This window comes from Dyadobacter luticola (assembly GCF_005860805.1).
GTDB lineage: Bacteria > Bacteroidota > Bacteroidia > Cytophagales > Spirosomataceae > Dyadobacter > Dyadobacter luticola.
Window position 1 is genome coordinate 1,046,904 of record NZ_VCEJ01000004.1, and the last position, 21,664, is coordinate 1,068,567.

At 47.1% G+C, this 21,664-nt stretch carries 16 protein-coding genes; 3 read left to right on the forward strand and 13 right to left on the reverse strand.

Going from position 1 to position 21,664, the window contains the following annotated elements; translation table 11 throughout:
• Positions 1-45: 45 nt before the first annotated feature.
• From FEN17_RS15095 to FEN17_RS15105, 3 genes are all read right to left on the reverse strand, one after another.
• Complete coding sequence (locus tag FEN17_RS15095) at positions 46-3,471, reverse strand: DUF7133 domain-containing protein (RefSeq protein ID WP_138366175.1); 3,426 nt, start codon at positions 3,469-3,471, stop codon at positions 46-48.
• A gap of 107 nt (positions 3,472-3,578) precedes the next feature.
• Positions 3,579-4,142 carry a Uma2 family endonuclease gene (locus FEN17_RS15100; protein WP_138366176.1) on the reverse strand — a complete coding sequence of 188 codons (564 nt, stop codon included), beginning with the start codon at positions 4,140-4,142 and terminating at the stop codon, positions 3,579-3,581.
• Between the two features lie 83 nt (positions 4,143-4,225).
• Entirely contained in the window at positions 4,226-5,431 is a 1,206-nt protein-coding gene (locus FEN17_RS15105; protein ID WP_138366177.1) for a DUF763 domain-containing protein, read from the reverse strand.
• A gap of 131 nt (positions 5,432-5,562) precedes the next feature.
• On the opposite strand from FEN17_RS15105, the gene FEN17_RS15110 reads away from it, so the two are divergent.
• Positions 5,563-6,870, forward strand: a complete 1,308-nt coding sequence (locus tag FEN17_RS15110) for a hemolysin family protein (protein WP_138366178.1) — start codon at positions 5,563-5,565, stop codon at positions 6,868-6,870.
• Here FEN17_RS15110 and FEN17_RS15115 read toward each other — a convergent pair whose 3' ends face one another.
• The 8 genes from FEN17_RS15115 to FEN17_RS27845 form a co-directional block, all read right to left on the reverse strand.
• Positions 6,871-7,560, reverse strand: coding sequence for an SDR family NAD(P)-dependent oxidoreductase (locus tag FEN17_RS15115; protein ID WP_138366179.1), 690 nt, complete (start codon positions 7,558-7,560; stop codon positions 6,871-6,873). It abuts the gene before it with no gap.
• Positions 7,561-7,593: 33 nt separating this feature from the next.
• Positions 7,594-8,457 (reverse strand): UTP--glucose-1-phosphate uridylyltransferase GalU, encoded by an 864-nt coding sequence (gene galU / locus FEN17_RS15120; protein WP_138366180.1) that lies wholly within the window; start codon positions 8,455-8,457, stop codon positions 7,594-7,596.
• A gap of 90 nt (positions 8,458-8,547) precedes the next feature.
• The gene (locus FEN17_RS15125) at positions 8,548-9,543 is read right to left on the reverse strand and encodes a mevalonate kinase family protein (RefSeq protein ID WP_138366181.1); all 996 of its coding nucleotides are present in this window, start codon (positions 9,541-9,543) and stop codon (positions 8,548-8,550) included.
• A gap of 145 nt (positions 9,544-9,688) precedes the next feature.
• Positions 9,689-10,216: a YceI family protein gene (locus tag FEN17_RS15130; protein WP_138366182.1), complete on the reverse strand. Its 528-nt coding sequence runs from the start codon at positions 10,214-10,216 to the stop codon at positions 9,689-9,691.
• Positions 10,217-10,337: 121 nt separating this feature from the next.
• Complete coding sequence (locus FEN17_RS15135) at positions 10,338-11,072, reverse strand: outer membrane lipoprotein-sorting protein (RefSeq protein WP_138366183.1); 735 nt, start codon at positions 11,070-11,072, stop codon at positions 10,338-10,340.
• Between the two features lie 132 nt (positions 11,073-11,204).
• Positions 11,205-12,089 carry an ATP synthase F1 subunit gamma gene (atpG, locus tag FEN17_RS15140; RefSeq protein WP_138366184.1) on the reverse strand — a complete coding sequence of 295 codons (885 nt, stop codon included), beginning with the start codon at positions 12,087-12,089 and terminating at the stop codon, positions 11,205-11,207.
• 85 nt (positions 12,090-12,174) lie between these two features.
• Positions 12,175-13,752 carry a F0F1 ATP synthase subunit alpha gene (atpA, locus tag FEN17_RS15145; protein WP_138366185.1) on the reverse strand — a complete coding sequence of 526 codons (1,578 nt, stop codon included), beginning with the start codon at positions 13,750-13,752 and terminating at the stop codon, positions 12,175-12,177.
• A 255-nt stretch (positions 13,753-14,007) separates the two neighbouring features.
• Complete coding sequence (locus FEN17_RS27845) at positions 14,008-14,205, reverse strand: hypothetical protein (protein WP_205748163.1); 198 nt, start codon at positions 14,203-14,205, stop codon at positions 14,008-14,010.
• Between the two features lie 7 nt (positions 14,206-14,212).
• Here FEN17_RS27845 and bamJ point away from each other — a divergent pair, with 7 nt between their 5' ends.
• Both bamJ and FEN17_RS15155 read left to right on the forward strand, forming a co-directional pair.
• Entirely contained in the window at positions 14,213-14,800 is a 588-nt protein-coding gene (gene bamJ, locus FEN17_RS15150) for a BamJ family beta-barrel-assembly machinery protein (RefSeq protein ID WP_205748164.1), read from the forward strand.
• A gap of 12 nt (positions 14,801-14,812) precedes the next feature.
• Positions 14,813-16,936: a carboxy terminal-processing peptidase gene (locus tag FEN17_RS15155; protein ID WP_138366187.1), complete on the forward strand. Its 2,124-nt coding sequence runs from the start codon at positions 14,813-14,815 to the stop codon at positions 16,934-16,936.
• A 65-nt stretch (positions 16,937-17,001) separates the two neighbouring features.
• Here FEN17_RS15155 and FEN17_RS15160 read toward each other — a convergent pair whose 3' ends face one another.
• Both FEN17_RS15160 and FEN17_RS15165 read right to left on the reverse strand, forming a co-directional pair.
• On the reverse strand, positions 17,002-18,444 hold the full coding sequence (locus tag FEN17_RS15160; protein WP_138366188.1) for an efflux transporter outer membrane subunit: 1,443 nt from the start codon (positions 18,442-18,444) through the stop codon (positions 17,002-17,004).
• A 47-nt stretch (positions 18,445-18,491) separates the two neighbouring features.
• Complete coding sequence (locus tag FEN17_RS15165; protein WP_138366189.1) at positions 18,492-21,647, reverse strand: efflux RND transporter permease subunit; 3,156 nt, start codon at positions 21,645-21,647, stop codon at positions 18,492-18,494.
• Positions 21,648-21,664: the final 17 nt, after the last annotated feature.

A 21,664-nucleotide genomic window follows, 5' to 3' on the forward strand; every position in this document is an offset into this window, starting at 1 on the left:
ATTCCGAAGGTTACAAAAAAGCCCGGACAAGCCGGGCTTTTCAAGTTATTTTTTTAATCCTGATAAAAACTCGACAACATCTCTGATCTCTCTTTTCGACATAATCGATCCCATCGGCGGCATACTGGAAGGTACATTCTCCCTTTTTGCAATTCGGGAAGTGGCGATTTTCAGAGGTTCCGCTTCCGATGTTTTGAGGATCAGCTCGTGCTCATTTTCAGCCGAAAGAATCCCGGCTGCGCTGGTACCATCTTTCAATGTCAGCATCACCATTCCAAAACCCGGGGATAACCTCGCGCTCGGCTCGACCAATGCCTGCAAAATCTGCTCGCGGGTCAGCACATTGCCAATGTTGGAAAGATTCGGTCCTACTTCACCGCCTTGCCCGCCGATCGAGTGGCAGCGTACGCATTCTGCTGCGGAACTCGTGAAAAAATAGCGACGACCCAGCTGAGCATTGCCACCAAATAATGCGTCCTGGAAATCGGCTACCGTCGCGCCGGCAGAGCGCATTGGCGCCAGTTTGGAAATCAGCGCCGCGGATTTAGTGGAATCCACAGCTTCACCCAGATCCAGTGCCAGGCTTGGCGGCAGCTTCTTGTCCGTCATTTTACCGATCAGATCCGTGAAGATCGCCTCGGTTTTGTCCACCGGCAAACGGCCGAGCACGCGCATCATTTGCTGCTGCTCGCGAATACTTCCTTTTTCAAAGATCGTTTTCGAAATATCGGTCAATGTTTCTTTCGACATCGAAACGCTGCCCACCATACCCAGTGCCGCAGTGCGAACATCCGCGTCCGGATCGGTCATGCCTTTTTTCATCACCGTCTCCATATCCGAGTATCTCAGCGCATTCAGAGCAACCAGCATAGCAGTTCTTACTTTCGCATCCTTGCTGTTTTCCAGGATCTTAGCCAGCGCAGCATTGTTTTCGGTCACGCCAAGGTTAGTAAGCATTTGCGCCGTAGCGATTTGAATTACTGGCTCATTGTCGGCCAAAAGATCAGCAATGATCGGCTGCAACTTCGCTTTCACCTGTGCAGGATTTCTTTCCATCGGGCCACGGTAGCGGCCATCCACACGGTCCATCACCGACGGGCTTGCCCAGGTTCCCAATGTTGCCAAAGCCTCGGCGCGCAATTCCTTGTCTACATCTTTTCTTTTCGCAAAAGCGATCAGATCATTCAGTTGCGTTTCACCACCCACCCGCAATGCGGCATTGATAGACCGGCGAAGAAGCGGCTCAGAGGAAAATCTTTTTTCATTCAATGTAGCAGCCAAAGCCGGAAGTGCAGCCGGGATCGACAGATCGTCATTGATTCCACGTGCGGCTTCTGCAACAATGTATTCGTCTTTATCCTGCAAAAACAGACTGATTTTTTCATTCTTCATCCTGCGCAAAACCAGCACACCAGCAATGCGAAGCGATTTCTCGGGGCTGGTCGACAAAGCAGCGATCGGCTCGACCACGCCAATGCGCGACAATGCCAGAACTGCCACGTGTCTCAGGTAAACATCCTCATCATTATTGGCCTTAATCATCGCCAGCAAAGGAGTCACCGCATCTTTGTATGCGATCCGGCCGAGTGCCTGCGCTGCGTAGAATTGCACCCGAGGATTTTTACTCGATAACATCGGTACAAGCATAGGTCCGGCTTCGGCAATGCGTTCGTCACCTAATACTTTGGCTGCCTGAACGGTAATTTCTTCATCCGAATCTTTCAACAAAGCCAGCAGGCTACTTCCATAGGATTTATCTTTTCTCGTTAACTGACCCATACCCCAGATACCGTGAATACGGCCAAACTGGTTTCCAGTCTGCGCAATGGCCTTTGTCAAAACCGGTGCACCTTTTGCACCTCTCGACGCCAGTTCGAACTGCGCTTTCTGGCGAATCCGCATATCTTCATTTGAAAGCAGCGACAACAACATATCGTCATTTTGCTTTGTGTAGTCCAGCTGGATCAGCCTTTTTGTTTCCAAGCGGATCGCTTTCAAATCGTTTTTATCATCCGAAACATCCAGTTTCCACACACGTCCCGCATTTTTCGTATCCCAACCATTCAGCCAGTCAGCCACATACAATGCACCATCCGGACCGAAACGGATGCCGGTTGGCAGGATACCAGTTAAAATGTTTTTTTCTCCATTCAGGACAAATGAAGCGCCTTTTGGTTTCAAACCAAATGACCAGATCGGAGACCGAGCAGGGTTACCTACGAATTCAACAAGGAAAAACTTGTTTTTCCACTCCTTACCCAGCGCAGTTCCCGGATTGTACTGCATCCCGGTCGGACCATTGTGGAAATTCTGGATTGGCGGGATAATGTAAGCCGCCTGACCATTCCAGCGCGGTTTGAAAAGCTGCTCGTCCATCCACACTTTATAGCTATTGTTCTTAGGATCAGTATACTTACCATACTGCCAGTTAGATCTCCAACCCGCATCCGAACCTTCTACAACGTGCACCAAACGCTCACTTTCGCCCGGGTGATCACCATCATTATCGGAGCTGATAAGGTTACCATATTCGTCAAAAACAAATTCGTGCGTATTCCGCAGCCCGTGGGCAAAAATTTCAAAATTGCTTCCGTCGGCATCGGAGCGGGCAATGATACCCGAGTTGGGATGCTCATGTTTTACACCTTCGGCCGTGGTAATGTTGGCGCCAATATCACCAATGTTCCAGTAAATTTTTCCATCCGGCCCCTCGATCGGGTTGGACATTCCGTGGCCACTGAAACCAATGTGCACGCCGTAACCGTGGCTGATCGATGTTTTTTCATCCAGCACACCATCACCATTGGTATCTCTCAGTCGCCACACATCCGGCGCAATAGCTACGAATGCATCTTTGGCGCGGATCAGCAGACCGCCAGCAACGTCACTTACTTCATTAAAAAAGTCATTCAGAATTCTGGTCGATTTATCGGCGATACCATCATTGTCCGTATCCTCGATTTTCCAGACTTCGTCTTTTTCGACTGCCAAATCTTTCCAGTCATGAGAACCGTCGCCATTCAAATCTTTCAGCCAGCTGTTTTCCTTGCTTTTTTCAGGCGCAAAAGTCGAGTGCAGGAAAGCGCGGCGGTCTTCCACGGTTTGCAAACCGATAGAAGCAGTCATCCAATTCTGATGTCCGCGGATATCAAATTCCGAATTTTTCTGGCGGTTGGTACGGTTGAGATATACATTGCCCATATCGTCCATAGCAATAGCTACGGGGTCAGGCGCAAGTGAATCCGACGCCCAAAGTTCTAGTTTTAGGCCATCAGCCAGTTTCACAGCAGTTTTCTCACGAATTTCTTTGGCACGTGCCTTTCCGGTTGCAGCATCTTCTTTCACCACCACCGCAGTGCTATTCGTCTTGGAAGTCGGCCCCGTCGAGGACATTTTCATGCAGGACACTACAAGCGTCGTGACAGCTGCAGCCAGGATCAGGGATTTTTGTAAAGGTTTTTTGGGAATCATTGAGACTATGTTTACACAGGGTTTGATCGATCTTTAAAAGATCAGGGGTTTAAATAAAGATACAGGTAGCTATTGTTGGAAGCTGGGAGCTCATCATGATTAACGTATTAATGAAGGCTGGTTGAAAACAACTCCCGAGCACTGATCTCGAAATCCGCTAAAACCGGCGAGGCAGAGCAGATATCTTCTTCGGTGCAGATTTTGACATTTTTTCTGGAAGTATAGACATACACAACTTCATTTTCCGGGTAAATGTGCCAGACAACTTTCACATCGGCTTGAAAATATTCCGCAAGTTTTTCTTCTACTTTTTCGGCATCGTCATTGTGAGAAATGACTTCGATCAAGAATTCCGGAATTGGTTCTTTTTCGGAAACAACCGATTCGTCTATTTGAGGTCCGCTGAAATAGGCAAGATCGGGGCGCCGCATTTGGATGCCGCTCAGCATGACATCCTGCTCCATGATGAAAGCGCCACCTTCTGAAAATGAACTAGTTTTAAAAAATAACTGCTGCAATCGTCTTATAATGAACAAATGCTTTTTCTTCATTTTCTCGAACCTGATGATTTTTCCGTCGTTCCATTCATATTTGAATCCGTCGACCGGCTCCCATTGAGTGAATTCCTCAAAGGTTCTTGGTAAGACGGATGAAAGGGAACGAAGTATCATAATCGGGCTGCCATTATCAGGTAAACTTAATCAAATCTCAAAAACATCTCAGCATTTGTAACTGTCTCTTGTACAATTATCCCTCAAAACAATTCCAATTGCCCGCTGTCGCCTTTCGGCTTTTTGGCCTTTCCCATGACGGTGCGGCCGTCATATTTCCAGGAATTGTCGCGCTCCTGTTGCACAATGTCGTTGAAACGGTTATTTGGCTGAAAATCTTTTTCCAGCTGTACCGACACTTTAGAAAGATTTTTTAAAGCTTCCGCTTTGTCGCGCTCACCCATTTTGGCTTTCTGAATCGCTTTATCCAGGGTCATGATCGACTCGTCGTAAACTTTGAGCGGTACCGGAAAAGGGTGCCCGTCTTTTCCGCCGTGGGCAAACGAAAATCTGGCAGGGTCGGAAAATCGGGACGGTGTACCATGGATGATTTCGCTAACCAACGTTAATGATTGGATCGTCCGCGGGCCGACACCTTCGAGCAGCAAAAGCGATTCCATATCCTGAACCGGATTGTCGTGTGCCAGCGCCAGAACTGCGCCGAGTCTTTTAAGGTTAACATCCTCAGCACGCACATCGTGGTGACCGGGCATCACGAGTTTTGTCACTTCCCGCATAATCCTGCCCGGATTTTCTTTGGTAAGGTCCAGAATTCCCGACCGCGTCGGAGCCGCCGCTTTATCTGTCAGGTTGAGAATATTGCCCTGATTTTGACCATAAATAAAAGTATGCGGCTCCTCGACGAAGGACTTTATGTCGGGAGAGTGCCAGTGATACCGCCGTGCCAGCCGCTCATCGGTATTCATACCTTGCTGAATTACGGACCAGCTGCCTTCCAGCGAAAGCACAAACGAATGCAGGTACAACTGAAAACCGTCCTGAATCGCGGTATTATCAACTTTTGCGGAAAGCTTGCTGCTGTGAACAAGCAGGTCGCCATTTAAGCCAGTTTTTTCCGCAATCGCCAGCAGCTCAGCGGGTGTAGCTCTTGAATGTTTGCCACGTCCACCGCATATATAAATGCCAAGCTCTTTGGATTTCTGGTTGACAGACTTTTTCAAAGCGCCCATTACCGAAGTCGTAATCCCCGACGAATGCCAGTCCATACCCAGCACACAGCCCAGCGACTGAAACCAGAAAGGATCACTGATTTTTTGCAAAAAAGCATCCCGCCCGTATTCCATCACGATGGATTCGACGATAGCGCCGCCCAGGCTGCTCATGCGCTGCGCAAGCCAAATCGGCACTTTGCCGTAATGCAGGGGTAAATCGGCGTGACCACTTTTCATAACTATCTAAATTACGAAAAATAAGGAAATACAGCGCAAACGCCGGTTACAAGCCGGACAGCCGATTTCTCAATGGTATAATTTTTTGTTAAAATGCACCTTCAACAGCTTCTGAACATTCACCACAATAAATGGCTATCCAGGTTTTAATCACATTAGTGCTCGTTTTGCTCAACGGTTTTTTTGTGGCAGCTGAGTTTGCAATCGTCAAAATCAGGGCTTCGCAGTTGGAGCAAAAGGCGCAGGAAGGAAACAATATGGCGATCCTGGCAAAGAAAATTGTCGCCAACCTGGATGGTTATCTTGCTGCAACTCAGTTCGGAATTACACTGGCGAGCCTTGGTCTGGGTTGGATAGGGGAGCCGGTCGTTTCCAAAATGATCATCGGCGCGATGGAGCTGGTGGGACTTTCGGTAGACCCGGAACTGGCACACCAAATCGCCCTGCCGACTGCTTTTGCCATCATTACCGTTTTGCATATTGTATTCGGTGAGCTGGCCCCAAAATCCATCGCAATCCAACGTCCCGAAGCCACGACATTGGTTTTATCGTATCCTTTACACGGCTTTTTCCTGGTTTTTAGGCCGGTAGTATGGATGCTCAATGGTATAGCCAATTTTATTTTGAAAGGTATCGGTATCTCGCCGTCGCATGGCAGCGAGGTGCATAGCAGCGACGAATTACGCTATCTGGTTCAGCAGCAAAAAGATAGCGGAATGATCGAGGCGGCGGATTATGACCTGATTAAAAATGCATTCAATTTTTCTGAAAGAATTGCGAAGCAGATTATGATCCCAAGACCGCAGGTGGTGGGGATTGATATCAATGATTTTAATGAGGCAAAACTGGAAAAGATCATCGAGGAAGGCTACTCGCGCATTCCGGTATATGAGGATACGTTAGATCAAATCGTCGGGGTGCTGCATTTGAAAGATCTGTTGTTAAAAATGCGGCAGGGAAAAGAAATTGTGCTTTCCGAGCTGGTAAGGCCTATTTCTACGGTGCATGAATCGAAACCAATCGGTGCTTTGCTCCGTGATTTTCAGGTGAACCGCCAGCAGATGGCTGTGATTATTGATGAATATGGCGGCGTCGACGGGATCGTGACGATGGAAGATATCCTGGAAGAATTGGTGGGAGAAATCCAGGATGAATATGATAATGAGATACCTATCGTCAAAAATGAGGCTGATAAAACTTATACCGTCCAGGGCGCGGCTTCGATCACGGATTTGAATGAAAAACTACCGCACGACATTACAAAAAGGGACGATTATGAAACTTTGGCGGGTTATCTGATCTGGAAATTCGGTAGGATACCGGCGGTGGGCGAGAAGCTAAAAACCAAGCATTACGAATTTACAGTACTTAAAAAGCACCGCAGTACAATTTCGCAAGTGAAAATCACCATGCTGGACACCTCCAATACGATGTTCTGATCAGGCGTTATTGTAAAGTTTCAAAACTGTCTGCCGCATTTTCCTGCCCGTATCATTTAGTAAAAATGCTACCGCTTCGGCCATATCTGCGCCAGGAATCCATTTGTCAAAATCTGCGTCGGGCATCGCTTTACGGTTATCCGGCGTATCGATAATGCTTGGCACGACCACGGAAGCAGTAATGTTTTTCGGCTTGCCCTCCGCATTGATCATCTCCGCCATTTGAAATAACAAAGACTTGGAAAGCGTATAGGCAAAGCTTCCGGCACCCTGCTCAGCGACCAAGGCTGGTCGTGCTCCGATAAAGATAAATTGTCCGCCGCCATTTTTCTCAAAATGCGCTTTCAAAGGTTTTACCAGGTGAAATGCAGTCAGGAAGTTCATGGTGACCATTTTTTCAATGTCGGCGTCGCTGGTATCCGAAAGTTTGCCCATGGCAAAACCACCAGCCAGAAATATTCCGGCGCTGATTATACCTGCATTTTCAATCGCATTTTTTACAAAATCTTCGGATTGCTGCGCATCGGATAAGTCTGCGGTGTAGCTCTTGACGTTATTCAGATCGGCATAAGCCTGCGCTTTTCCCTCCCTGACATTGATATGCAAGCCGTAATCCAACCCGGTCAGTTTCTTCACCACATCCTGCCCCAGATTTCCGGTAGCACCGCTAATTAGTACCTGATTTTTCATGAAAAATGGCTTGACTTAGAATTTCAATGTTTATTATTTGGCAAGAATGTCAATCAGGAATTTCCGGAAAGGCTCTGCAAATTCTTTTCTTTTTAATGCAAACTCGACGGTCGTTTTCAGATAATCCAGTTTATCACCGATATCATGGCGCTTTCCTTCAATGTGGTGCGCGTAAATGTTCTCCCGTTTTAAAAGAAGCAGCAGCGAATCCGTCAGCTGGATTTCGTTGTTTTTTCCTTTCGGCGTTTGCTCGATGGTACTGAAAATTTCAGGTGTTAGAACATACCTTCCAGCAATTGCAAGATTGGAAGGAGCCAGATCGATCGCAGGTTTCTCCACCAATGTGCTCAGTTCCAGGATAGAATCACTCAATGTTTTCCCACCCACAATACCATAGCGGTTTACTTTGTTAGCAGGCACTTCCTCCACCGCGATCACCGAGCCGCCATATTGCTCGTAAGTATCCATCAACTGCTGGGTTACCGGGATCACAGAATCCATGATGGTATCTCCCAAAAGAACCGCAAAAGGTTCATTGCCAACGTGATGGCGGGCATAGTAAATCGCGTCGCCCAAACCATTTGCCTCTTTTTGTCTTACAAAATGTACATTAGCCATATCCGCCAGTCTGCGCATTTCATTGAACCACAGCAAATCTTCCTTTTCTTCCAGCCGACTTTCCAGCTCTACATTGCGGTCGAAATGGTCTTCGATGGCGCGCTTGCCCTTTCCGGAAATGATCAGAATGTCCTCAATACCAGAATCTACCGCTTCCTGAACCACGTATTGAATGGTCGGAATGTCGATGATCGGCAACATTTCTTTGGGCATCGATTTGGTGGCTGGCAAAAATCGGGTACCAAGTCCCGCAGCAGGAATAACGGCTTTACGAATCATAATTTGGCTTCTGGCCGTCAGCTAGTGCATCCGGCATTTAATGTTAGAATATCTCTGTTTATTTATTTCTCTTAACTTTCAACCTCTCGGCTAAACCACAAAAGGCTTAATTACCCGCGCATTATATTTTTTCAACTCCACAAAAAGCTGGTTCAGCATATCGTCATCACGATAAATCCCAATGATCGTGCCGCCCGAACCGGCGAATTTAGCGGAAGCACCGCAAGCCCTGGCCGCATTGATCAACTTTTTGTTGGACTCGGGAACATTATAGATCTTACAGCGCAGGTCAAAATTTTCATTCATTAACTGGTGCAAATCATCGGACCGGCCTTCCATGAGCGCCTTTTTTCCATCCTCAGCTTTTTGCGCGATCTGTCCCAGCACATCCATTACCAGTTCCTCGCCACGATCGTAGCGGGTCCTCACATCGCTGTGAACCTTGCCGGAAACCTTGCTCAGGTTGGTATTGTAAGCCACATACAGCTTTGGAAGCAGCTCAGGATTAATCCTTTCATACTTCCCGTGGCCTTTTTCTAGGATCATCTGTTTATCAAAATCCATGTAAACACAACCCTCGTAGCATTGAATTACACGGTCCTGCAAACCAGCCGTAATACCCAATTCCTCTGTCTCAGTCACCATCACCAGCTGCGGCAGGATTTCCAGCGGAATTTCGACTTTATAAAATTGCATCAAGGCGCGAAAAAGCGCCACCACAATCGCGCTGGATCCCGACATGCCCACCTGGCGCGGTATCGAAGACCGGTACCGGACTGTAAAATTACGGTTCGGCAGCCGGATACCCTGCTCTTCGCAGTAGTCGCCAAATTTTTTAATACCTGCTTTGATCAGCGGAATACCACCATTATACCCAAGCATACTCACGGTATCGCGCAGGTGAAAAATGCTCCTGAATGTGCTCAGATCCTGCGGCTGCGCTTCAATGTGCAGCTCGGGCGATTCGTAAAGCGAGATGGAGGCACCAAAATTTCGTACTGAAATGGAGATCGTTTTTCCGTAAAACCCGTCGGAAGGATTGCCTAATAACCCGGCACGGGCATAAGCGCGCGTTTCAATGATCAATGTGAAAGTCTTTTTTAACCAAAAGTAATAATTAAAGGACGACAGAACTGCGCTTTGCCCTGATCCGCTGCAAAATTTGACGCTGCCTATAAAGCAAAAAAGCGCGATAAAGTTACTTATCGCGCTTTTTCAAAATGTATATCTATTATTGCTTTGCAACCTGAACATTGGCGATCAGCTTCACATCGTCGCCAACCACTACACCGCCAGCCTCGGTTACTGCGCTCCATTCAAGACCATATTCTTTGCGGTTCAATTTTCCGGAGATCTCGAAACCTGCTTTGTTGTTGCCATAGAAGTCGGTCATATTTCCGCCGTACTCCACTGCAAATTCAAAAGGTTTGCTGACACCACGAATGGTCAGGTCGCCTTTCAATGTAAATGTATCATCCCCCTTTTTTGCCAATTTTCCGGTATAGGAAAGTTTTGGGTGGTTTTCAGCATCAAAGAAATCGGCCGATTTCAAATGTGCGTCACGTTGAGCCTGATTGGTATCAATGCTGTCCACGTCGGCTGAAAAATGTACGGTAGCTCCGTCAAAATCATCTCCTTCCGATTCCACGCCGCCTTCAAAGCTCTTGAATGCACCGGTTACGGTCGAGATCACAAGGTGTTTTACTTTAAACTGGATTTCTGAATGCGTTGGGTCAATTACCCATTTTGTAGTTGCCATGACTTTTTAATTATTTATATGTATTGACATTTAATGTAACTACATCTATTGTGCACTAATAGTTCGCGAGACGAAAAAAATCCTGAAAATAATTCTCAGGATTTCAAAGGTGTCAGTTTGCCTAGTTTACAGGCATTGTAAAAATGCTGGGATCGATTTTTGGATTGACTTCCAAGGTTTTAATCGCAAGCGCCATCGTCGTACCAGGCATGGCGCTGGTCGTCACTTCGGATTTGAAAGGATAGGTAACGCCGTCAACCTGCCTGAAATCGGATTGCGTATTTTCCGACGTCACATCCTGCCCGTTCATGTTGGCGTGTACGATGATTTTCAGGATGTAAAAAGTGTCTTTTGAAATGTAATTCAATCGTTTGATGCCGTTTTTCAATGTCATCGACACTTTGTAAACTTTCGCTCCTGCCAGGTCTTCCTCGCCATCGAGCGTAAGTATGTAACCTTTTTCCTTATAATTATAAAGTCCGGTCAAATCCGTTTCAGCCGCCATCGACTTGATCGCTTCTTCCGGCAACGCAGTCGCTTTGGTCTGCCCGGTCATCGGGTTAATCGCCCAGCCGGTATTCCCATTGATGGCTTGAACCACGGTCATGCCCTGCACAGTAGTCTCACTTCTGAACCCCTGATCCTGAATAATCGTCGTCGTGATCGGCACTTTCATATTCATCACATCCATATCCGCCGTAATTTTCATGCTTTTCAGCTTCGAAAGCTTCTCGGCTCCACCCATCGCTTTTATGTGCTTGGCGATGATGTCGTCGAGGTTTTGGGCAGTTATCACATTAAAACAGCTTGTTATAAGGACCAGAAAAAGGATTTTCGGTATGGTTAGTTTGCGCATGATTTATAAAGTAATTTTCTTTTTGAACTGCTACCTGCTGCCAATATTGTAATTAATGTTGACTTATGCCCAATAAAAAACGAGCGGATGTTTTACACCCGCTCGTTTCAATGCTGCTTTATCTTAAAATGCTTAGTTTTTCAAAGCTTCTGCACCACCGACAATTTCAAGGATTTCCTTGGTGATTGCGGCTTGGCGGGTACGGTTGTAAACCAGGCGGAGATCTTTCAGAAGTTCCTGCGCATTTTCAGTTGCTTTATCCATGGCCGTCATACGTGCACCTTGCTCGGAAGCATTGGATTCCAGAACGGAGCGGTAAAGCTTGATTTTCAAAGATTTCGGGATTAACTCGGCGAGAATTTCTTCTTCACTTGGCTCGAAAATGTAATTAACCTCCGGTTTTTTTGTTTTGATCGATTTGTCCTCACTTGGGATCGGCAGGTAGCGATCTGCGTGGATGATCTGGGTAGCAACGTTTTTAAATTCGTTATAAACCAAATCCACAGCGTCATAACGTCCCTCAGAAAAATCCTTCATGATTTCTTCGGCAGCGAGTTTCACTGTGACGAAGTTCAGGCGGGAGAAAATATCGGTATATGAGGTATTTACTTTAAAACCGCGGCGGACAAATGCCTCAGCGCCTTTTTTACCTAATGCAAATATTTCAACATTACCATTGCGCGCCTGAAAAGCATATTTCTCTTCGATCAGCTGCATGGTGGCTTTTATGATATTGGTATTAAAAGCACCGCACAATCCGCGGTCAGAAGTAACCACGACGATCAAAACTTTATTGACAACGCGGGCAGTTTTTAAAGGGCTGTCTGCTGAACTTTCTGCTCCCGAGGAAACAGTGGAAAGCATTTCGCCCAGTTTTTGCGCATAAGGACGCATTTGCAGGATACCATCCTGTGCCCTGCGCAGCTTAGCTGCCGCCACCATTTTCATGGCTTTGGTAATTTGCTGGGTGCTGTTAACCGAAACAATCCGGCTACGTACTTCTTTTAAGCTTGCCATTTGCTGGAAGTTTTAAGCGTTCCGACGCTCTTGGGTTGATATTTTAAAGCAGGGTCGCACGAATGTTCGCGCGACCCGTTCATTTTTAATAATACTTGACAGCAACCTCGCGGGCAACTTTCTCAACGACGTCTGTCACGCTGTTGTCCAGTTTACCAGCACGTAAAGCAGCCAGGGTTTCTTTATGTTGTCCACCCAATACTGTCAAAAAGTCCTTTTCAAATGCTTTCACTTTATTCACATCAACCTTATCCAGCAAGCCTTTTGTTGAAGCGTAAACCGTTGCAACCTGCATTTCAACAGGAACCGGTGCGTACTGTGGTTGTTTCAAAACTTCCTGGTTGCGGCGTCCCCGGTCGATAGCCAGCTTGGTAGCGGCATCCAGGTCAGAACCGAATTTTGCAAAAGCTTCCAATTCACGGAATTGCGCCTGATCCAGTTTCAGGGTACCCGAAACTTTCTTCATGGATTTGATCTGCGCATTACCACCCACACGTGATACCGAGATACCTACGTTGATTGCAGGACGGATACCGGAGTTGAAGAGGTTGGATTCAAGGAATATCTGTCCGTCGGTAATCGAAATTACGTTGGTAGGGATATAAGCCGAAACGTCGCCTGCCTGGGTTTCAATGATCGGAAGTGCAGTTAATGAACCGCCGCCTTTCACGATTCCTGCCAATGATGGCGGAAGGTCGTTCATGTTTTTGGCGATAGAATCATCTGCGATAATTTTGGCAGCACGCTCCAAAAGACGGCTGTGCAGATAGAAAACGTCCCCAGGATAAGCCTCGCGGCCTGGTGGGCGACGAAGAAGAAGAGAAACTTCACGGTAAGAAACCGCTTGTTTCGAAAGGTCATCATAAATAACCAGTGCTGGACGGCCGGTATCGCGGAAATATTCACCGATCGCTGCACCTGTAAATGGTGCGTAAAATTGCATTGGCGAAGGATCAGAAGCACCGGCAGCAACGATTACCGTGTAGTCCATAGCGCCGTATTTGCGCAATGTTGCTTCGATAGATTTAATCGTAGAAGCTTTTTGACCGCAAGCCACGTAGATACAGAAAACGGGCTCGCCTTTTTCAAAATATTCTCTCTGGTTGATGATCGTGTCAATCGCCACCGCTGTTTTACCAGTCTGACGGTCACCGATAATCAACTCACGCTGGCCGCGACCGATGGGGATCATTGCGTCGATCGCTTTGATACCAGTCTGAAGAGGCTCAGTTACAGGCTGACGGTAGATAACCCCCGGCGCTTTACGCTCGATTGGCATTTCGTAAACGGTACCCGAGATAGGACCATTTCCGTCGATTGGTTCTGCAAGTGTGTTAACTACACGCCCGATAATACCGTCGCCAACTTTTACAGAAGCGATCTCTTTCGTACGTTTAACAGTTGCTCCTTCTTTAATGTCGCTGAAATCACCCAGCAAAACGGCCCCTACATTGTCCTCTTCCAGGTTAAGCGCCAAGGCCTTAAGTCCAGTCTCGAACACAAGCAGCTCACCTGCCTGTACCTGGGAGAGACCATAAATGCGGGCAACACCGTCACCAACCTGAAGGACTGTCCCTACTTCTTCGAGCTCTGCTTCTGATCTGGCGCCTGCAAGTTGTTCGCGCAGGATAGCCGAAACTTCATCCGGTCTAACAGATACCATAGTATAATTAACTTATTTAGAGTATAGTAGTAAGTTTTTGAAAACTGCCGCAAAGGTAGATGTTTATTTTGGTAAAAACAGTATTTTCTGATTAAATACTGAGAGATAAAAATTAGATTTTTCCAAGGTTGTAACCTCTGCCCATCACGCGCGCAACACTTATCCGCTTATCCTGCATAAAGAACATTTTTAAAACTTTTTTAGGTACTAATTGTGTTTTTGTTGTAATTGAATTCGTTAATATCACTTACACAATTAAAATCCTTTTTCCAGTCCATCCGTCAGTATAATGTACAAATTAGAAAAAACCATTTTAGCAGCCTTAGTTTTCACAGCATTGGTTACATCAGAAGGCAAAGCACAGACTATCAAAAAGACAGCAAAACCTGCACCCGCCGTCAAGAAAGCAACGACTACCCCAGTAAAAGCAGCAAGTAGCACAACTGTACTCAAAACGCAAATGGATTCTTTATCCGCCGCGATCGGGGTGAGCTTTTCCAATTCATTATCCTCGCAGGGAGTAGCCAACATTAATACAGAAGTACTTACCAAAACAATCAATGCAGCATTAAAGGGAGAAAAAACGACATTCACCCCAGAGGATGCAAATGCTTTTATCGGCAACTATTTTCAGAAAATGATGGAGGAAAAAGGAGCAGTTGTACGCGTGGAAGGCGAAAAGTTTTTAGAGGAAAATAAAAAGAAACCGGGTGTTGTGACCACCGAAAGTGGGTTACAGTACCAGGTGATAAAAACGGGCGATGGTCCTAAACCGGCGGCTACCGATAAAGTGAAGACACATTATCACGGCACATTGATAAATGGAACGGTTTTTGACAGCTCGGTGGACAGAGGAGAGCCGGTAGAATTTCCGGTAAACGGCGTAATTAAAGGTTGGACAGAAGCTCTTCAGCTGATGCCTGTTGGTTCGAAATGGAAACTATTTATCCCATACCAACTGGCTTACGGAGAGCGAGCAGCAGGCCCTCAGATCCCCGCATATTCTGCGCTGGTATTTGAGGTTGAATTATTAGAAATTGTTAAATAGAAAGATTCAACAATGAAAAAGTACCTGATCACTCTTATTCCGGTTGTTTTGCTTGGATGGCAGCGCGGCCCTGAAAAACAGCCAGTGGATGTGACGCCAGCTGTGGAAACTTCCATGGAGGAAGATATTAAACCGATTCCGGCACAGTACAAGGCGGAAGAGCTGACTACACGTATTTTATCAAGCTACCATTACAGGAAAACAAAATTGAATGACTCGCTTTCAGAAGCGATTTATGACAAATACATCGATGCAATCGATCATGGCAAACTTTATTACCTCGCCACCGACATTGCAGGATTTGATAAAAACAAGGATTCTTTCGACGACTATCTTCAAAAAAGAGAGCTCGACGTGCCTTTTGAAATGTACAATGTTTTTAGAAAACGCTACAAGGAGCGCAGTGACTACATTCAGACATTATTGAAAGAAGAGAAACCTTTCGATTTTTCGGTGGATGAATCTATGAACACAGACCGTGAAAAAGCGGCCTGGGCGAAGAGCACAGACGAGTTGAATGATACCTGGAGAAAGTATCTGAAAAGTGAAGCACTTGACCTGAAATTGTCAGGAAAAGCGGATACTGCGGTGGTATCCATGCTCCGCGACCGCTATAAAAACCGTGACCGTGCACTGGGACGTATCCGTACCGAGCAGGTCTTTCAAATGTATATGAATGCCTATGCCGAGTCGCTCGACCCGCACACCAGTTACATGGCGCCTACCTCTGCTGACCGTTTCAAGCAGGAAATGAGCCAGTCTTTGGAAGGTATCGGTGCATTGCTGGGTGAAGAAGATAACTACATAAAGATCAAGGATGTTATTCCTGGAGGGCCGGCATTTAAAGGTAAGCAGCTTAAAAAAGAGGATAAGATCATCGCAGTTGCGCAGGGTGACGAAGGCAAAATGGTCGATATTATCGGCTGGTTTGTAGATGACGCGGTGAAGCTGATCAAAGGTCCAAAATCGACTGTGGTACGTTTGCAGGTAATTTCTGCGGATGCGCTTCCCGGAACTCCTCCGAAAGAGTATCGTCTGGTTCGTGAAAAAATCAAACTGGAAGAGCAGCGTGCAAAAAGTGAAATGGTGACCATCAACCAGGGAAATAAAGATTTCAAAATTGGTGTGATCGACATTCCATTGTTCTACCGCGACTTTGAAGGCGCGCAGCACAAAGAGAAAGAATTTTCAAGCACAACCCGCGACGTTCAGAAGCTGATTACAGAATTGCAGGCTTCGAATGTGGACGGTATCGTGATCGACCTTCGTAATAATGGTGGGGGTTCACTGACTGAGGCTGTTTCGCTGACAGGTTTATTCATCAACCGCGGACCGGTAGTTCAGGTGAAAGAAAGCCAGGGAGAAATCGAAGTCCAGTCGGATAATGATCCTAGTATTGCTTATGATGGTCCGATGGCGGTGATGGTCAACAGGTTCAGCGCTTCGGCTTCCGAGATTTTTGCGGCGGCGATCCAGGATTACAAACGTGGTATCATTGTCGGTGAGCAGACTTACGGAAAAGGTACCGTGCAAACATTGATTGACCTGAACCAGTGGGTACCGAAAGAAACCGACCAGCTAGGTCAGGTGAAATTGACAGTGGCTAAATTCTACCGCATTAATGGTAGCAGCACGCAGTTGAAAGGTGTCATGCCTGATCTGGAATTGCCAACTGCATTCAAAGTAAATGAATATGGTGAAGGCTCTCAGCCGAGCGCGCTGCCTTGGGATCAGATCGCTTCTTCAAAATATGAACTGGCGAATAATATCAATCCGAAAATTGTTGATCAGCTTAAATCGAAATATAATCAGCGTCTGAAAAGTGACGAAGAATTGAAAACTTTGGTAAAAACGCTGGACGATTTCAAACAAGCGCGTGAGAACAAAGTGGTTTCGTTGCAGGAAGCAAAACGCAAAGTTGAGCGTGACGAGGCTGAAAAGAAAAGAGCTGCTATGAAGCAACTGGGTGAGGACAGCGCGGACGATGAGGAAGATGAAGCCGATTCGAAAGTAGCTGAGGCTCCGAAAGATGTGAAGAAGAAAAAAGATATTTACCTGACCGAAACCGGCAGAATGTTGGCCGATCTGATCGTAATATCGAAAGAGCCGAGCCTGGCAGGTACCAAGAAGAAATAAGAATTAGGCTTATAAATGAAAAACCACGGATGCTGTATCCGTGGTTTTTTTACGTCTTTTCAAGATCATTCCCAACCTCCTCCGAGCGACCTGTACAATTCAATTAATGCCAGCAACTGTTCTTTACGAACATTCGTCAAATTCAATTCAGCGTCGAGAACGCTTCTTTGTGCTGCGATAATTTCCAGATAAGTTGCATAACCGGTTGAAAACAAGTCCTTTGACGTAGTTACCGCTAGCCGCAATGTTGCTACTTCCTGCTGCTTGAATTCATTGATCCGCTTGGTATTTTCCAGTTTTTTCAAACTGGTGCTTACTTCCTGAAATGCGGTCAAAACGGATTTGTTATAGGCATATAATGCTTCCAGACTTGCGGCTTCGGCTCGTTTTTGATTTCCTTTTAACGCTTTCCGATTCACAAGCGGGGCAGTAAGGCCACCGAGCGCGCTGTAAGCCATCGAGCCGGGAGAAAAAAGCAGGCTGCTTTTGAATGCATTGAATCCTAAAAATGCAGTAATGTTCAGAGAAGGCAGAAATGCTAATTGAGCGGCTTGCTGGTCGGCGTAATTGGCTTGAAGATCCAGTTGTGCCTGCTGAATGTCGGGGCGTCGCTTCAACATTTGACTTGGGATACCGGCCTGGACTACATCCGGGAGCACCTGAACCAATGTTGTGTCCCGGACAATTTCCTCCGGAAAATGCCCTATGAGCGTATTTAAACTATTTTCAGAAGCGATGATTTTTTGTCTCACATCAAATTCGAGACTTTGCGTATTCAATAACTGCGCAGTCAATTGTTGCACGCCTAGTTCATTTGCCCTGCCGCCTTCTTTCTGGATTTTGACCGTTTCTACGGCCGACTGTTGCAGGGCAATGTTCCGCTGAATGATGCGCAGCTCGGTATCCAGCGCCAAAAGTTCGTAGTAAGAAGTGGCGACCTGAGCGATCAATCCCGTGACGATCGCCTGCCGCGCTTTCTCGGATGCCAGAAACCGAGTGTACGCTGCTTTTTTCTGGTTTTTCAATTTGCCCCAGATATCGATTTCCCACGCACTACGCAGCCCGACAAAATAATCGGGCATGAACGGTCCGGGAAGCCTGCGGTCTGTATTCAGGTTTTCCGAAAAATTGGTATCGTAATTCCCGACGCCGTCCATCGTGTAATCGCCAAACTTTCTGCCACCGCCTGAAACATCTCCCGAAATCGACGGAAGTAATGCTCCTTGCGCGGCGAGAATGTTGGACCGTGACATTTCGATCCGCTGAACAGCCATTTTCAGATCGAGGTTATTCTTCAATGCGGTGTCGATCAGGGCTACCAGTTTTTGATCCTGGAAAAAAGTCCTCCACTGCATGTTACCGATGCCAGTGGAATCGGTTTGTCCGGCAAAGGTTTTCGGAGCGTCGATTCTTTTGGACTGCTCTACCGGCTGCGTAAGCTTGCAGCCGGCGAGAAGTAATGTAAGCCCGATAACGGGGAGCTTGGCCGCTTTTTTATATGTTTTCATTCACAAATAAGTCTTCTTGATAATGCAGTACGAGGCTTTTGACAAGCTTATTCCAGTACCGCTTCTTCTTGTTGGGTGACCACTTTTTTAGTTTTCTTGGCGGGAACCATGCTGGCGAAAAGCACATACAGTCCGGGAATAATAATGACCCCGAAAAGTGTCCCGATCAACATTCCACCTGCTGCGGCGGTGCCAATCGAGCGGTTTCCGATAGCGCCGGCACCTGACGCAACGACGAGCGGTATCAAACCCGCCACAAACGCCAGCGAAGTCATCAGGATAGGACGAAGCCTTTCCGTAGCGCCTTCCAAAGCCGCATCAATCACCGAGCGGCCTTCTTTTTGACGGATAATCGCGTATTCAACAATCAGGATTGCATTTTTACCTAATAAACCAATAAGCATCACTAGCGACACCTGGGCATAAATGTTATTTTCCAAACCTAATAATTTCAATGCTAAAAAAGCCCCGAAAACGCCCGTGGGAAGTGAGAGAATAACCGGCAGTGGAAGCAGGAAACTTTCATACTGTGCCGCCAGGAGCAGGTACACAAAAATCAGACAGATCCCAAAAATGAAAATTGCCTGGTTCCCCGACAGGATTTCCTCCCGCGTCATGCCCGACCAATCGTAAGTAAACCCGCGCGGCAAGCTGGTTTTGGCAATGCGCTCGACGGCTTTGATCGCGTCACCACTACTGTATCCCGGTGCCGGGTCACCATTGATCATCGCCGAAGTGTACATGTTGTAGCGGGTCAGCAGCTCGGGGCCGTAGACGCGTTCCAGTTTGATGAATGTCGAAAACGGCACCATTTCGCCGCGGTTGTTTTTGACATATAACTTCAAAATGTCTTCCGGCGTCCTCCTGAAACTCGGATCGGCCTGCACCATCACTTTATACATTTGCCCAAACCGGATGAAATTGGACGCGTACAAACTGCCGATCAATGTTTGGAGCGTACTCATCGCCAGATCTACCGAGACACCTTTTTTTGCAGCAATATCGGCGTCGACATGGATCATATATTGTGGAAAACTCGCGTCAAAGCTGCTGAATGCGCTGGCGATTTCGGGCGAATCCATCAGGTCTTTTACGAATTTGTTGGTGACCTCGGCGGTCTTCTGTAGATCGTCACTACCAGTCCGGTCTTGCACCCGTAGCTCGAAACCGCTGGAATTACCAAAACCAGGCACAGTTGGTGGCGGGAAAAACTGAATATCCGCGTCGGTAATGTGCTTGGTCTTCTGCTCCATTTCGGCGATAATGTTCTGCACGGAAGCTTTCCGCTGGTCCCAGGATTTTAGGTTGATCATCGCCATACCATACGAAGAACCCGCCGATTCGGTAATCAAACTATAACCAGAAAGCGAGGAAACGGATTCGACAGGTTCCAGCGATTGCGCTACTTTTTGGATTTCGTCTAAAACCGCTTCGGTACGTTCGACGGTAGCTGCAACCGGCGTGGTCACGTTCACATTGATTACACCCTGGTCTTCCGTGGGAATAAAGCCGGTTGGTAAAACGGTGTTGATACCATAAGTGCCGATACAAAATGCCAGCAGCAGTCCGATCGTGATGACCCTCCGGTTGACAATGCTGGAAAGCAGCTTTCTGTATTTGTTGGAAATACCATCATAACCATTATTAAAACCTCTGAAAAACCGGTCTAGCAGCGTATTTTTCGACTTTTCTCCGTGGGTATTTTTTAACATTAAAGCACAAAGTGCAGGCGTCAGTGTCAATGCATTAATTCCTGATATGACGATGGAAATCGCCAGGGTAATCGAAAACTGCCGGTAAAAAATCCCGACCGGACCAGACATAAATGCGACGGGAACGAATACGGCCGACATGACCAATGTAATCGCGATGATCGCGCCGCTCATTTCTTTCATCGATTCCAATGTAGCTTCGCGGGCGTCGAGGTGCTTTTCGGCCATTTTGGCATGCACGGCCTCGACGACGACAATCGCATTATCCACGACAATTCCAATCGCCAATACTAATGCAAACAATGTCAGCAGGTTGATGGAAAAGCCGAAAAGCTGCATGAAAGCAAATGTGCCGACCAGCGCCACAGGCACCGCCAGCGCCGGAATCAATGTAGACCGGAAATCCTGCAAAAACAGGTAAACGATGATGATTACGAGGATAAATGCTTCGATCAATGTGCGGACTACCTCATGAATCGACGCATCAAGAAAACGCGAAACGTCGTAGGAAACGAAGTAATCCATGCCTGGCGGGAAGCTGGTAGCCTTCATTTCGGCCACTTTCGCCTTGATGTTTTTAATTACTTCCTGCGCATTGGAACCCGGCCGCTGCTTGATCATGATCGAAGCCGACGGTTTTCCATTTGACTTGGAAGCCATATCATATTCCAGCGTACCAAATTCAATGTCGGCTACGTCTTTCAGTTTCAGCATCGAGCCGTCCGGGTTGGAGCGGAGTACAATGTTCTCATACTGCGCCGGCTCGAAAAGCTTGCCAGTGTATTTTAAAACATATTGTAAAACCTGCGTTTCCCGGCCGGAGGCGACACCCGTTTTTCCGGGAGCGGCTACCACATTCTGGTCGCGGATTGCTTTGACCACTTCGTCGGCCGACACGCTGTAACTGTTCATCCGGTCGGGTTTCAGCCAGACGCGCATCGAGTAGTCACGGCTTCCCATGATCTGCGCCCGGCCGACACCGTCGATCCTTTTGAGCTCTTTCAGAATGTTGATATCCGCAAAATTGTACACAAAATCCTCTGCCACCGACGAATCCGAACTCATAATGTCGAGGTACATGAGCATACTGTTTACCTCTTTTTCGGTAGTAACACCGGCTTTGATTACCTCTTCTGGAAGTTCGTCAATCACTGTCTGTACGCGGTTCTGCACATTCACCGCGGCCAGATCGGGATCTACACCTACATTAAAAGAAATCGTAATCGTCGTCACACCGTCATTTCCGGAGACAGACGTCATGTAAGTCATGCCCGGCACACCATTGATCGCCCTTTCCAGCGGCACGGCTACGGCGTCGACGCAGACTTCGGAGTTGGCGCCGGTATACGTGGCAGTTACGACCACCGATGGCGGGACAATGTCAGGAAACTGAGAGACAGGCAGGTCAAGAAAGGCCAAAAGGCCCATCAGGGTTATGAAGATTGAGATAACCAGTGAAAGCACCGGCCGCTCGATAAATTTTTGAAACATGGTTTGAAAGTCAGGTG

What these genes read in the sequence shown, in the direction of transcription:
- FEN17_RS15115 (WP_138366179.1), bottom strand. Translation starts at nt 7,560, where the DNA reads ATGAAAAATCAGGTACTAATTAGCGGTGCTACCGGAAATCTGGGGCAG.
- FEN17_RS15105 (WP_138366177.1), bottom strand. Translation starts at nt 5,431, where the DNA reads ATGAAAAGTGGTCACGCCGATTTACCCCTGCATTACGGCAAAGTGCCG.
- FEN17_RS15155 (WP_138366187.1), top strand. Translation starts at nt 14,813, where the DNA reads ATGAAAAAGTACCTGATCACTCTTATTCCGGTTGTTTTGCTTGGATGG.
- FEN17_RS15165 (WP_138366189.1), bottom strand. Translation starts at nt 21,647, where the DNA reads ATGTTTCAAAAATTTATCGAGCGGCCGGTGCTTTCACTGGTTATCTCA.
- atpG (WP_138366184.1), bottom strand. Translation starts at nt 12,089, where the DNA reads ATGGCAAGCTTAAAAGAAGTACGTAGCCGGATTGTTTCGGTTAACAGC.
- bamJ (WP_205748164.1), top strand. Translation starts at nt 14,213, where the DNA reads ATGGATTCTTTATCCGCCGCGATCGGGGTGAGCTTTTCCAATTCATTA.
- FEN17_RS15110 (WP_138366178.1), top strand. Translation starts at nt 5,563, where the DNA reads ATGGCTATCCAGGTTTTAATCACATTAGTGCTCGTTTTGCTCAACGGT.
- atpA (WP_138366185.1), bottom strand. Translation starts at nt 13,752, where the DNA reads ATGGTATCTGTTAGACCGGATGAAGTTTCGGCTATCCTGCGCGAACAA.
- galU (WP_138366180.1), bottom strand. Translation starts at nt 8,457, where the DNA reads ATGATTCGTAAAGCCGTTATTCCTGCTGCGGGACTTGGTACCCGATTT.
- FEN17_RS15130 (WP_138366182.1), bottom strand. Translation starts at nt 10,216, where the DNA reads ATGGCAACTACAAAATGGGTAATTGACCCAACGCATTCAGAAATCCAG.
- FEN17_RS15095 (WP_138366175.1), bottom strand. Translation starts at nt 3,471, where the DNA reads ATGATTCCCAAAAAACCTTTACAAAAATCCCTGATCCTGGCTGCAGCT.
- FEN17_RS15100 (WP_138366176.1), bottom strand. Translation starts at nt 4,142, where the DNA reads ATGATACTTCGTTCCCTTTCATCCGTCTTACCAAGAACCTTTGAGGAA.
- FEN17_RS15135 (WP_138366183.1), bottom strand. Translation starts at nt 11,072, where the DNA reads ATGCGCAAACTAACCATACCGAAAATCCTTTTTCTGGTCCTTATAACA.
- FEN17_RS15160 (WP_138366188.1), bottom strand. Translation starts at nt 18,444, where the DNA reads ATGAAAACATATAAAAAAGCGGCCAAGCTCCCCGTTATCGGGCTTACA.